At 37.7% G+C, this 14,247-nt stretch carries 8 protein-coding genes; all 8 read left to right on the top strand.

Annotation, left to right across the window (positions count from 1 at the left end; genetic code table 11):
* Positions 1-34: 34 nt before the first annotated feature.
* The 8 genes from HX109_RS02040 (at position 35) to HX109_RS02005 (ending at position 14,224) form a co-directional block, all read left to right on the top strand.
* Positions 35-3,490: a methylmalonyl-CoA mutase family protein gene (locus HX109_RS02040; RefSeq protein ID WP_178949554.1), complete on the top strand. Its 3,456-nt coding sequence runs from the start codon at positions 35-37 to the stop codon at positions 3,488-3,490.
* A gap of 394 nt (positions 3,491-3,884) precedes the next feature.
* Positions 3,885-4,877, top strand: a complete 993-nt coding sequence (locus tag HX109_RS02035) for a UDP-glucuronic acid decarboxylase family protein (RefSeq protein ID WP_178949553.1) — start codon at positions 3,885-3,887, stop codon at positions 4,875-4,877.
* A 368-nt stretch (positions 4,878-5,245) separates the two neighbouring features.
* Positions 5,246-7,699, top strand: a complete 2,454-nt coding sequence (locus tag HX109_RS02030) for a hypothetical protein (protein WP_178949552.1) — start codon at positions 5,246-5,248, stop codon at positions 7,697-7,699.
* Positions 7,700-7,794: 95 nt separating this feature from the next.
* Positions 7,795-10,014 carry a fibronectin type III domain-containing protein gene (locus tag HX109_RS02025; protein ID WP_178949551.1) on the top strand — a complete coding sequence of 740 codons (2,220 nt, stop codon included), beginning with the start codon at positions 7,795-7,797 and terminating at the stop codon, positions 10,012-10,014.
* A 3-nt stretch (positions 10,015-10,017) separates the two neighbouring features.
* Positions 10,018-10,296 carry a hypothetical protein gene (locus tag HX109_RS02020; protein WP_178949550.1) on the top strand — a complete coding sequence of 93 codons (279 nt, stop codon included), beginning with the start codon at positions 10,018-10,020 and terminating at the stop codon, positions 10,294-10,296.
* Between the two features lie 2 nt (positions 10,297-10,298).
* Entirely contained in the window at positions 10,299-12,983 is a 2,685-nt protein-coding gene (locus HX109_RS02015; protein WP_178949549.1) for a hypothetical protein, read from the top strand.
* Positions 12,980-13,804 carry an NADAR family protein gene (locus HX109_RS02010; RefSeq protein WP_220399477.1) on the top strand — a complete coding sequence of 275 codons (825 nt, stop codon included), beginning with the start codon at positions 12,980-12,982 and terminating at the stop codon, positions 13,802-13,804. The genes HX109_RS02015 and HX109_RS02010 overlap by 4 nt, the downstream gene beginning before the upstream one ends.
* A gap of 213 nt (positions 13,805-14,017) precedes the next feature.
* Positions 14,018-14,224, top strand: coding sequence for a hypothetical protein (locus HX109_RS02005; protein ID WP_178949548.1), 207 nt, complete (start codon positions 14,018-14,020; stop codon positions 14,222-14,224).
* The last annotated feature ends 23 nt before the right edge of the window (positions 14,225-14,247 follow it).

Below are 14,247 nucleotides of genomic sequence, written 5' to 3'. Positions count from 1 at the left end.
AAATTGCAGACGTCAAAAACACATCTTATTAGCGATGAAGCAAACAAATCAATATAAACCTAAGAATAAAATAAGAATAGTAACAGCGGCTTCCCTTTTCGATGGGCATGATGCCACTATTAATATCATGCGCCGCATTATACAATCTACAGGGGTGGAAGTTATCCATCTGGGCCACGATAGAAGCGTGGAAGAAGTTGTAGATACCGCTATTCAGGAAGATGCCAATGCCATAGCTTTAACTTCTTATCAAGGCGGGCATAACGAGTATTTTAAATACATGCACGATCTCTTGGTAGAGCGTGGCGCCTCCAATATCAAGATTTTTGGTGGAGGCGGGGGTGTAATCCTTCCAGAAGAGATTAAGGAACTTATGGAATATGGGGTCTCTAAAATCTATTCGCCAGATGATGGCCGCGAAATGGGACTTCAGGGGATGATTAATCATTTAGTTGAAAATTCTGATTATGCCATAAATAAACTTTCTTCCGAAGGAAATCTTCAAAAAAAATTGGAAGGGAAAAACATTAATACCATTGCCAGGCTTATCACCTTGGCGGAAAACAATCACGACGAATTTTTAAGTCTGTTTAAAGCCATCAATGTCTCCAAAAACAATATCCCTGTATTGGGGATAACAGGTACCGGCGGATCTGGGAAAAGTAGTTTGGTGGATGAATTGGTGCGTAGATTTTTAAACGATTTTGAAGATAAAACGATTGGGATTATTTCGGTAGACCCTTCTAAAAGAAAAACTGGAGGTGCATTGTTGGGCGACCGTATTCGTATGAATGCCATTAACAATGAACGCGTATATATGCGCAGCTTGGCAACTAGACAATCTAATTTGGCACTTTCCAAGCATGTTGCAGAAGCTGTTGATGTTTTAAAAGCCGCGAAATACGATTTGATTATTCTTGAAACGTCGGGAATTGGACAGAGCGACACCGAAATTCTAGATCATTCGGATGTATCCTTGTATGTAATGACGCCAGAATTTGGAGCTGCCACCCAATTGGAAAAAATAGACATGCTCGATTTTGCCGATGTGGTAGCCATTAATAAGTTTGATAAGCGTGGAGCTTTAGACGCGCTTCGGGATGTAAAAAAACAATATCAGCGAAATCACGGTCTGTGGGAGGCCAAAGCAGAAGAACTTCCGGTGTACGGAACCATTGCCGCCCAATTTAACGATCCCGGGATGAATACCCTCTATAAAGAAATAATGAAGGTGATAGAGGAAAAAACGAATTCGAAATTAAAATCGAGTTTTGAGATTTCTTCGGAAATGAGTGAAAAAATATTTGTCATTCCCCCAAATAGAACCCGTTACTTATCAGAAATTGCGGAGAGTAATCGAAATTACGATCAGAAAGTGGACGATCAAGTAGAAGTAGCACAAAAGCTATACGGGATTTACCAAGCCTTATGTAGTGTTACGGGCGTTGAGCTTGGTCTATCAAAACATGGGATTGATGGAGAAAGCTTGAAGCCGACTGCCGAAAACAAAGATTTTGTAAAATTGTTATTGGCAGAATTCGATCGGGTAAAACTAAATTTAGATCCCCACCATTGGAAAACCATCATCAACTGGGATGCAAAGGTTTCTAAGTACAAAGAACCTATTTACACATTTAAGGTTCGTAACAAAGAAATTAAGATAGACACCCATACCGAGTCTTTGTCGCATACTCAAATCCCAAAGGTAGCATTACCGAAATACAAGGCTTGGGGCGATATTTTGCGTTGGGTTTTACAGGAAAATGTACCTGGGGAATTTCCATTTGCTTCGGGCTTATATCCGTTTAAAAGAACCGGGGAAGATCCCACCCGCATGTTTGCAGGAGAAGGAGGTCCCGAACGTACGAACAGGCGTTTTCATTATGTGAGTTTGGGAATGCCCGCCAAAAGGCTATCTACGGCCTTCGATTCGGTAACCCTTTACGGAAACGATCCAGACCATCGTCCAGATATCTACGGAAAAATTGGGAATGCAGGAGTGTCTATTTGCTGTCTGGATGATGCCAAAAAACTGTACTCGGGATTCAATCTTGCCGATGCTATGACCTCGGTGAGTATGACGATTAACGGTCCTGCGCCCATGCTGTTGGGCTTCTTTATGAATGCGGCCATAGATCAGCAGTGCGAGCTTTACATCAAAGAAAACGCACTTGAAGAGGAGGTAAACGCTAAAATTGATGCTATATATCAGCAAAAAAACAGCGAATGTCCAAAATACAATAGTTTTTCACGTTCTGAAGGTGCGCAAGAAGAAGGTTTGCCAGAAGGAAATGATGGCCTCGGACTTATGCTACTGGGAGTGACGGGGGATATGGTGCTACCAAAAGAAGTGTACGAGAAGATTAAAGAAAAAACCATTACCCAAGTACGCGGAACGGTGCAAGCAGATATTTTGAAGGAAGATCAGGCACAAAACACTTGTATTTTCTCTACTGAATTTGCACTGCGGCTTATGGGCGACGTTCAGGAATATTTTATCGAAAATGGAGTGCGTAACTTTTACTCCGTTTCCATTTCTGGATATCATATTGCAGAAGCCGGAGCCAACCCCATTACCCAATTGGCGTTTACCTTGGCAAATGGATTTACCTATGTGGAGTATTATTTAAGTAGGGGAATGGATATTAATAAATTTGGCCCAAACTTATCTTTCTTTTTCTCCAATGGTGTAGACCCCGAATATGCGGTAATTGGGCGCGTTGCACGGAAAATTTGGGCTAAGGCGCTCAAAGAGAAATACGGGGCAGACGCTCGTTCACAAATGTTGAAATACCATATCCAAACGTCAGGAAGATCCTTGCATGCGCAGGAGATCGACTTTAACGATATACGTACCACATTACAGGCGCTTTATGCCATTTACGATAATTGCAACTCGCTCCATACCAACGCTTACGACGAGGCAATTACAACACCCACCGAAGATTCTGTGCGTCGTGCAATGGCCATTCAGTTGATAATCAATAAAGAATTAGGCTTGGCTAAGAATGAGAATCCTATCCAGGGAAGTTTCATCATAGAAGAATTGACAGATTTGGTAGAAGAAGCAGTTTTAACCGAGTTTGATAGAATTACCGAGCGTGGCGGTGTGTTGGGGGCTATGGAAACCATGTATCAACGTTCTAAAATTCAAGAAGAAAGTTTGTATTACGAGACCTTAAAACATACCGGGGAATATCCTATTATTGGTGTAAATACGTTTTTGAGCAGTAAAGGGTCTCCAACGATTATTCCTTCGGAAGTAATACGTGCTACGGAAACGGAGAAGCAATTGCAAATCGCTACTCTAGAAAAACTACATAAAGTATACAAAAAAGAAGCAACGGATGCTATTGAGGAAGTGCAGGAAGCGGCCATTCAAAATAAAAATGTATTTGAAGCTCTAATGGAAGCTACGAAGGTATGTTCCTTAGGGCAAATAACACAAGCCTTATTTGAGGTTGGTGGTCAATACCGGAGAAATATGTAGAACCTCATTGCGAAGCCCGCTTTTTTGCGGGCTGTGGCAATCTCCCATTGTAAGCAGGAATTAACTTTGAGAGACTGCCGCACTCTTTGATCGTTGAAGTTACTTAATTAATCTTTAACGTCTTTGCGAAGCCCGCTTTTTTGCGGGCTGTAGCAATCTCCCATTGTAAGCAGGAATTAACTTTGAGAGACTGCCGCGCTCGTTGCCCGTTCGCAGTGACTTAATTATAATCCTTGAACGTCATTGCGAAGCCCACTTTTTTGCGGGCTGTGGCAATCTCCCATAGAGAACGTTTTTTCAGGATAAATCTATCTAGATGATATTGTTTTTGTAGAATAGACGAAAAAAGGATAAAACAAATTTTTAAGTATCTTCGCTTTCAAAACTAATTACCTTGAAAAAGAAGCGTATTTTAATTACCGGAGCTGCCGGGTTCTTGGGGTCTCATTTGTGCGATCGATTTATGAAAGAAGGGTTGTACGTTATTGGAATGGACAACCTTATTACTGGAGATCTTAAAAATATAGAACACTTACGGAGTAATGAAAACTTCGAGTTTATTCATCACGACGTCACTAAATACGTGGATGTTTCTGGAACATTAGATTATATATTACACTTCGCTTCGCCTGCAAGTCCTATAGATTATTTAAAAATCCCGATACAAACCCTTAAGGTAGGGGCGTTGGGGACCCATAATTTGCTGGGACTGGCAAAAGATAAAAAAGCAAGGATTTTGGTAGCTTCTACTTCTGAAGTTTATGGAGATCCCCTAGTGCATCCCCAAACGGAAGAATACTACGGCAATGTAAGTCCCGTAGGGCCTAGGGGCGTTTACGATGAGGCCAAACGGTTTATGGAGTCCATCACCATGGCTTACCATAGATTTCATGATTTAGATACCAGAATCGCACGGATATTCAATACTTATGGGCCCCGTATGCGACTTAACGACGGTCGTGTTATCCCTGCCTTTATTGGTCAGGCGCTTCGCGGCGAAGATTTAACCGTATTTGGAGATGGGAGTCAAACACGTTCCTTTTGCTATGTCGACGATCAAGTTGAAGGGATTTACAGACTTTTAATGAGCGATTATAATGATCCGGTAAATATTGGCAACCCTACAGAAATTTCCATAAAAGAGTTTGCTGAAGAGATTGTTAAGCTTACTGGAACCGATCAAAAAATTATTTACAAACCGTTACCGCAAGACGATCCTTCCCAACGAAGACCAGATATTACCAAAGCCAAAGAAATTCTAGGCTGGCAACCCAAAGTCTCCCGAACGGAAGGGATGCAACGCACCTACGAGTATTTTAAAAACCTTCCAGAAAGCGAACTCTACAAAAAAGAACACCGGGATTTTAGTGACCGAAATAAGAAGTAAAAAGAAGTGCAAAGTATTATGTACAAGGTACAAAGAAAGAATTTCTAGATATTAGTTTGTCATCGACTGTCATTTCAATGCAGAACAAACGACGCTTGTAGAGAAGTCGTATTGTGTTTGGTAAACAATTATTTGTGATGTCTCCCTCTTTGGTCGACAGGATATAGAGAGGAAAAGGCCGGTTTTGGCATTAAATACTACGGCTATGGTTCTTTACTAACCACGCAATGCCCAGCACGGTAAACTTTCTAAATAAAACGAAACAAATAATCTTCATTAATTAAAAGTGTATTTCATAGAAAAAAACCTTTATTTTAACAAATAATTAATAAATATTAATATATTTACCGCCCCTAAACAGAAGAAACTTGATAAGACTACTACTCTTTTTATGCTTGTTTTCGAGTATTTGCTATGGGCAAAGTATAAATTTGGATCAGTTGGGTAAGGCCAAACTGGTACGCTATAATGGGGGTATTTCTGCCAATGGAGTTTACTATTCTGGGACAGCCAATAGACAACCGTTTACGTATTATTTAAATGGTAATCTAAATTTTAACATTGCCGGGGTTTATAACATTCCACTTTCCTTTACGTATTCCAATCAAGATTTCAATTTTCCAAATCCGTTTAATTTTAATAGGCTTAGTTTACATCCTTCATATAAATGGATAACGGCGCATATTGGAGATGTAGCCATGACTTTTTCTCCGTATACATTAAGCGGACACCAATTTACTGGGGCAGGAATAGAACTTACCCCACCGGATAAGCCATTTAAAGTAAGCGCTATGTACGGAAGATTTTTAAAGGCCACCGAATATGATCCTAATGTGCCTGAGGGAATAGTAGCCTACCAGCGTATGGGTTATGGAGCAAAGGCAGCATACGATTTCAATAAATTCGAAATCGGTTTAATTTACTTCCATGCAAAAGACGACGAAAATTCATTATCCGTTCCTTTTCCAGCAGATATAGAATTAGCGCCCAAAGAAAATGCGGTGGTAAGTATTGAAACCAATATGCAACTATTCGACCGAGGTAATTTTAGGGTGGAGTACGCTATTTCTGGAGTTACCGAAGATACTCGATTGGCCGATGAACGTGGTGAGAAGGGCATGCTTTCTTTTTTGCTCAATGAAAATATAACTACCGAATATTACTCTGCTTTAAATGCCAGCTTCGATTACCCTGCTGGAAATGGTTCTTTAGGGGTTGCTTATGAGCGTATAGACCCAGATTATAAAACACTGGGAGCCTATTATTTTAATAACGATTTGGAGAACATTACCTTAAACGCTAGTCAGACTATATTTAACGATAAGTTGAACGTAGCTGTGAACACTGGTTTCCAACGGGATAATTTAGATAAACAAAAAAGTTCAGAGCTTCAAAGGTTGGTAGGTTCGTTAAATTTAAATTACACACATTCAGAAAAACTAGCACTCAACGGATCGTATTCTAATTTTCAGTCGTATACCAACATTCGAGATCAATTTGATTATATCAATGAAGTTTCAGAATTTGAAAATTTGGACACCCTCAATTATCGGCAGGTTTCGCAAAACGCAAATCTTGGAGCAAACTATAATTTATTGGCTTCCGAAGAAAAAAATAAAACCATCAATATAAATATGGTTTATCAAAACTCCATAAATCAACAACAGGGAGAAACCGTAGAGGGCGGGGAGAATACTTTTTACAATGGCTCTGCTGCCTACACCATAGGGTACATCCCTCTGGGTATGAATGTTTCTTTTGCCGGGAATGCTTCCTATAACACGGTGGCCGTAGATAAATCGCTTACTTGGGGGCCAACACTGGCCGTTGGGAAAATGTTTTTTGATAAAAAATTACGAACTAATTTCTCCAGTTCCTATAATGCTACTTATAGCAATGGAGACCGGCAGGGGAGTGTTTATAATTTTCGATTGGGCGGCAGTTATGTCTATATGGAAAAACATAATTTAAGTTTGAATTTTCTATCACTATTTCGCAACAATCCTACTCAAAAGGCTAATGATTTTACCGCTACGCTTACCTATTCGTATACCTTCGATAATTTTAAACTTAATTTAAACCGTAGGGAGCGCGACCCAATATACAACGAGCCAAGTGTACGGTTTAGGTACCGCGATGTTACCTATAGCGGAACTTTAACGGAAGTAACCGACCAATTGAACAACGTACGGAATAGCAGCCAATTTGATAACATTCCTCTCTCTGAACAAAACGAACTTAACTTGCTGTTCGAAACCGTACGCGATCAAGAAAGGGCAGAACCTTACAAGGAGCACGCCATTACCTTTTTAGAAGAACTTTACAGTTTCAACGATTTCTTGCAAATGTACGATCAATTGATTTTTCAAACCATCAATAAGTTGAAGCGGGATATGAGAAGAATAGATTATCAATTGGAAAAAGGTTTCGTTGGGCTTAAGGTAGATTTAGATGCACACCCACTTAAGGGAAAAGATCTCAATAACCTTTCCCCCGAAGAGAAAGCATTGTTAGAAGATTACCAATTACAACAAAAAGAATTACTGGCACGCCAACAAAAAATGGTGGGTCACCGTTGGATGGAAGGAGAGATTTACACTTATAATTCCATAAACGACGTAATGGATCCCGATGAATTACTCGCCGAATTTAAAAACAAAGAAGCGAATAAATCCTATAAAATATTCATGGAAACCAATGATATTGAGAAAATTAAGTTATATTTGGAGCTGCAAATGATTGATTTTTACTATAAAAAATCGCTCGAAGTAGTAGACCCTAACGATTTTGAGTTGAAGTATATAGAAAAAACAGAGCAATGATAATGGTTGGAGCTGTATATTCTATATCAAGTTTAAAAAAATTAGTTGAGCGTAAGTGTAAAACAAAACTAACCTCCATTAGTGAGAACCTACTTATGAAAAAGAACCTACTCCTAGTCCTTTGCCTATTGTTAAGTCTGGTAGGTGGTGCCCAAACCTTCCCGGTAACTGTAGCACCACAGGTAAAGCAACCGGCACCTATCTATTTTTCTTCGTATGCAGATGCATCCCTTATAAACGGACCCTTACAAGTACAAATAGTATTAAACGATTTAAACATTGCCAATAGAGAGGTACGCTTAAAAACGTATTTCGAAGGGAACGGGATTTCTTTTCAAAGTAATAATGTAGTAAGCGGTGCAACACCACTTTTTTTAGAAGGGGGAATACCTTTGGTACTTACCAATGTAGAACTTGCACCTTATTTTCAATATCCCAACATAACCGGCATTAGTGCCATGGCGTATGGGCAGCCAATACCCGAGGGCTCTTATCAATTTTGTTTCGAAGTTTACGATGTGGCCAGTGGAAACCGAATCTCCCAAAAAAGCTGTGCAACCACTTATATTTTTCAAAACGAACCTCCTTTCTTGGTGTTCCCACAGAATCGAAAGGCTATTCAGCAACAAAACCCACAGAATATTGTTTTTCAATGGACACCTAGGCAAATAAACGTAACCAATGCAGAGTACGAATTAAGCATTGTAGAAGTTTGGGACAATGTTGTAGATCCGCAAGCGGCATTTTTAAGTTCGCCTCCCGTATTTACCGTTACCACCAATAAAACAAGTTACCTATACGGGCCTACAGACCCCATGTTACTGGATAATAAAAGATATGCGTGGCGTGTACGGGCAAAGGCAAAACAAGGCGATGAAGAAATAGGGCTGTTTAAAAACCAAGGATATAGCGAAATTTTCTTTTTCGTAAACGCCACCCCATGTACAACCCCCATAAATGTAACCCACGAAGTAAAAGGCATGCGTGAGGCCAATATCTATTGGGACGATTTTTCTACCGATATTACAGAGTTTACCGTTCGATATCGAGAAAAAGGAGAAAACAACCAGTGGTTTACTTCGCGCTCTACTGCCAATTGGGTTACCCTTTGGGATTTACGTCCCGGTACCGTATACGAATATCAAGTAGCCAAAGAATGCCAATTGGTTACCAGCGATTATTCCCCCGTAAAAACCTTAACTACTTTTATTGCCAACGATGAGGCCGGACTGTATAACTGTGGGATACCCTCACAAATAGACCTCGATAATCAAACCCCGTTAAACGAACTTAAAAAAGGGGACGTCTTCAAAGCAGGGGATTTTCCCGTAAAAGTAAGAGAGGTAAGCGGCAGCAACGGTAGGTTTACCGGGAAGGGCTATGTTACCATCCCTTACCTAAACAGTGTAAAGGTAGCGGTAGAATTTACCAATGTTTTTGTAAATACCGATAACCAGCTCGCCGAAGGAATGGTGATTACGAAGTATGATCCAAGTATGAAGAATATTTTGGATGTAGATCAGGCGATTGATGATGTGGCGGATGCGGTGGAGGCCGTTGGGGATCTTGCGGGTAGTGTGAAGGAGGTTGTTACTGAATTGCTGAATTTGGATATAGATAAAACTACTAGGGCAAATATTGATGCATTGGCCCAAGCAATGGGTGAAAATATTGATAATGAAAGTATCCCTAAAGAAATAAAGCAACAAATGGAGGAGGCTGTAACACAGATGGCAGAGGCAAAAACTAAGTATGATAATGCAATTACATCTGGCGATACTCAGGGTGCCGAGAACGCTACCAATGATTTTAATGCAGCGCAATCCAGTTTAAATGAAGCAAATAAAAAGCTGGACGATGTGAAAGAAGAGTTTGTAGATCTGTTAAAAAAAGCCATTACGGAATTGTACCGGGAAGGTAGAGATGATGAAGAAGCCATGAATACACTTTATCAAGAAATCTACAATAATATAACAGAGGATTATGCCGTTGAGGATAAGGATTTTTACCTGGTGGAGTCTGTCGAAATGCAGGAGGTAATCAAAACTGAAAGTGATAACACGCTCCAAAAAGAGTTAAACGAAATAGAGATTAGGATAGGTGTTTATTTATTTGCGAAAGTTTTAAGTACAGAAGAAACCTCTGGTGAAAAAATGACAAGCCTTATTAAACAATCAAAAGCTATTGGGGTTGATTTGTTCAAAGAAATAAATACTCGATTAGAAAATGGTGACACAAATAGATCTGTAATTGATTATCTGAAAGGAGAATTAAGAACTGTTTTTGCTTCTATTTTAGTTAAAAATGCGGTTTAAAATATGAAGCAAAAAGAAAAAGATAACATAGAAGTGTATTCCTTTATTGGAGTCGTAGCCTTTATTGTGTTTTTAGGATATGATGGTTTTTTTCATGAAGAAATTAACCCAACCGAAAGTGGAGGAAGTTGGAAAAGTAAAATGGGTGGACTTTTAAGATGGTTTATATGGAAAATAGGTGAAGATCACTTTTGGTTGTATCTAGTTATTAGAGGGATGTTTTTAGTGATTACACTTTGGATGTGTTTTAAAATATATAAAAAACGTTATCAAAAAAAGTAAGTATGAATACTATTGTAAAATACATTGCATTATTAATCTTTACTCTTACAAGCCTTGGGATAAATGCAAATAACCGTGAAGACGACTTGGTAAGACACGCCGTAGAACAAGTCAATTCATTATATGAAGAAAACACTTATAATGATACGCATGGAAAGCATGAAAAGAATTGGTATATCTATATTCTTGGAGGTACTTTAGGGGATTTGGAGTATGTGAAGGATGAAACTAATAGATCGTTTACCTCTGGATATCTTTCCAATTTAAATGAATTGTTAAAAGAGGTAAATAAAGGCAACAAGGCTGATGTATATGTGGCGTTTACAGATTATACTTCTAAACTCATAACACCGATTTTCCCCTCGGACTATAATACACTTACTTTACAAGAATTCTACATAAACCAGTTACTGGAAAACAGCTCTGATAAAGAACATGTGGTCAAGCTGTTTCGGGATTATAAAAAAATGTTGAACAGCACAATAGTAAGAATATATAAAGAGTCACAATTGTCCAATTCCGCTAAAGGGGATGTTTTTATGCCCTTTACCAATTTCGAGGAGCGCACTATTCTCAGCAAGGAAACTAAAACAATAACCCAAAATGTAAAGCTCTATAAAACCTATACGCTATACCACCCTAAAAAGAGCGATTTTAATCGAGGAGAGTATAAAGTAAGATATTTAAATATTTCTGCAACTCTTGGCGGTACAGATGCCGAAATTAAAATTGAACGTGTAGTAAGGAGTTTAAATGATTATTACTATGGGAAAGATATTGATTATAAAGAGTGTCAAGAACTACTAGCCAAACCAGAATATCAAAAGTATCTTAACCAAGATAGGATATGGAGAGAGGTAATAGAAAAAAATCCTTGTATACTATATCATATTGAAGAACTTGAAGGAGATTATATAGGCGACACGCAATTTGCTCAAGAACTACGTATGGTAGTTAACACTATGCTGTACGGAGCTATGGCGATACCAGCCTCAGCTATAGTTGGCGAGTATTTATTGTATGATGTTGGAAAGTTTCTAATAAAAAAGTATGGAGCTCAAAAAGTTAGGCAAGTCTCTGAAGCCGCTATTACGAACATAGTAGTTCAGGCTGTAATTAATTACTATTTCGATGAAAACTCTTATTCCGATGACAACTACGTAAGAATGCAGAAAGCGATTGAAAATATTGATGAATTTAGTTTAGCTCAAGATATTTTTGTTGCAATCTATGATTTAAACATGCGTAGTGAGCTAATTCTGACTTGTATTACTGGAGGGCTGGAGTTTAATAATGACAAATGGTATGATGCTTCGGAGTACAATTTTGACCTAATCGCCTGTAAAGATGATGTTATTGACCAAGTATTTTTGGGAGCTATTTTAAAAACGGGGGGAGCGGTAGTGTCAAAAATTTATCGCGTGGCAAAAAACAACCCTAAAATGTTTATTAAAGGCTACCGCGAAATTCTTAATGATACAGGAGTTGAAGGATTAAAGGCTTTTAAAGATTATTTAGATGAGATAAAAGACGCTTTTGATATTAATGATAAAAGATTAATTGGGATCAAGCTTGATGTTGAAGCAAAATATGCTGAAAATGTTAAGCAATCCATACCTGATTATTCTTTAGCGAATCTTACTAAAGATGTCATTTCAGACATTGAGTTTCAAAGAATCAATTTCAATTCTGGAACTAAAAATGTAGGTGTCAATGTAGAACTCTTTTTTCCTGGACAAAACGGTAATATTCGGCCTACAATACTTACGGAGTTGCCAGATGGAAGTTATAAAATGGTATTTGTGGTAAACAAAAATGTACCAATTAATTCGATAGACGATTTTATAAACAATACCAACATAACAGAAAATATAAAAAAAATTCTACCTGCATTTCAACCCAATACCAAAGCTGTTTTAAAAGGGGAGAATGCTCAAAAGTTCTTCGGTAAACAAAACGTTGAGGTAAACATTAAAGGGGTTGAGGTTTATACGGTAGATCCAGAGGGGAATCCAGTAAGGAATGAGTTAGAGGTTGGGGTTAAGGCGGTTGATTATGCTGATATCACAAACTTTTATTCAATAAACAGAGCAATAGAGTCTAAGAATTTAGTGCAAAAAAATAACTTGATGCAATATGCGGCAGGCGCAAATCTAGATGAAGTATCGGCAATCCACCGATATACAGTTAATAATTTTGAGTTAACAGTTGCTGCTTATAATAATGGTTATACTACCGTTCAGCAGTCTTGGATAAATTTAATTGAATCAGGTCTGAATAAAATGAGACTAACAAAAGGCTTCATCGGAAAGGTTTATAGAGGTAGCAACCTATCGCCAGAGCATTTAAAACCATTCTTGAATGCTTGGGAGTCTAATTCGAAAACATTAACTATTCCTCCTTTTCAATCAACAAGTAAATTAGAAAAGGTTGCAGATGATTTTATTAATCGGTTTAAAGCTCCAGATAAGAGTGAGGTAATGTTTGAAATTCAATCTAAGACAGGAGTTGATATAGATGAAATTTCAGATTATGGTAAAAATTTATGTTCAAATAATTCTAAATGCTATTTTGTACAAGAAGAAATTATTTTGAATAAAAATGGACAATATCGAATAGATAATTTATCGACAATTACAAAATCAGATGGAACAATAAGATATATTATTGAAATGACAGAATTATGATAAAGCTAACTGAAAAACAACTTAGAGACCTTTCGAGACAAGAAAGGTATAATTATTATAATGACCTAAGGAATTATGAATGGTCTTTACTTACCAATGAAGAAAAGAAACAATCAATTCTTGACGATCATGAAAACTTTATTAATAAGAGAGGTGTTGAAGGTATTACCTTAGAAGAACAAATTGTATTTGCTTTAAAAAATGAGTTATCTGCAAAATCGAAATATGTAACATCATTAGTCAAACATTATTCTTCGATAAAAAATATAGAAAAGTTCACTTTTTTTTGGGAAACAACATCTCCTTTTTCTCAATGGCATAAATCAAAATTCACTGCCTCTACATGTTTAATACAAGGTGTACAGATGAATAAATTGAAAAGAGAATATGTTCTACAAAATCAGTTTCCTTCTGATGTTCAGGAGTATTCTTCTGCCGAGCAATTTATGATGTATCATAAAGCAATTATTTTTCTTGATGTTGAGTCAGCAAAAAAAATAATGTCAACAAATAATGTTCGGAAGATTAAAGAGCTTGGAAGAAATGTTTCCGGATTTAATGAAGAAGTATGGAGGTTCTATAGAAGTCAAATAGTACTCGAGGGAAACAGAGCAAAGTTTGAACAAAATTTGTATTTAAAAGAGGAACTTCTTAAAACACGCGGGACCACACTTGTTGAAGCTTCTCCTAACGATAATATATGGGGAATTGGCTTAAAAGCGGATAATATAAAAGCTTATTCAAGAGAAACTTGGGAAGGCTTAAATCTATTAGGAGAAATCTTAACTATACTAAGGATTGAGTTTGATGAAGAATATTAAACAATAGAAATATTCTGCTATTCAAGGCTACCTACTGCAGAAAGACTTTAGGGAGCGGGGAGCAGTAATAGGAGGTGAAAAGATCGCAAAGCAGAATTAACAAGTTCCAATGGAAACCCTGCTACCGTACGATTGCATCTTGTGGAGTTAAGGAATATAAAAGGGGACAAAAGATATGATCAGTAACTATAAGTTCCATAATTTTTTGAGAAGATGAATATTGAGGAATCAAAGAATAACAATACGGAACTCATAATGAACCTTACGGAACAGAAGATAAACCGTACGGATTTGAACTTGAAAGCTGCGGAATACAACTGGAACGTTGCGGGACAAATAATAAACGATACGGAACCCAGCTTGAATGTTGCGGAGCATAAGAAGAATGCTTCGGAGTTGAATTCTAACAAAACGGAGTAGAGAATTAATAAAAAAAGAAATTA

Source organism: Galbibacter sp. BG1 (assembly GCF_013391805.1).
Classification (GTDB): domain Bacteria; phylum Bacteroidota; class Bacteroidia; order Flavobacteriales; family Flavobacteriaceae; genus Galbibacter.
The sequence above is the reverse complement of the archived record's forward strand: the minus strand, read 5'-3'. Positions and strand labels throughout refer to the sequence as shown.

Bases quoted from the DNA above. Each gene is read 5' to 3' on its own strand.
- HX109_RS02010 (WP_220399477.1), top strand. From the start codon at position 12,980: ATGATAAAGCTAACTGAAAAACAACTTAGAGACCTTTCGAGACAAGAA.
- HX109_RS02015 (WP_178949549.1), top strand. From the start codon at position 10,299: ATGAATACTATTGTAAAATACATTGCATTATTAATCTTTACTCTTACA.
- HX109_RS02020 (WP_178949550.1), top strand. From the start codon at position 10,018: ATGAAGCAAAAAGAAAAAGATAACATAGAAGTGTATTCCTTTATTGGA.
- HX109_RS02040 (WP_178949554.1), top strand. From the start codon at position 35: ATGAAGCAAACAAATCAATATAAACCTAAGAATAAAATAAGAATAGTA.
- HX109_RS02025 (WP_178949551.1), top strand. From the start codon at position 7,795: ATGAAAAAGAACCTACTCCTAGTCCTTTGCCTATTGTTAAGTCTGGTA.
- HX109_RS02005 (WP_178949548.1), top strand. From the start codon at position 14,018: ATGAATATTGAGGAATCAAAGAATAACAATACGGAACTCATAATGAAC.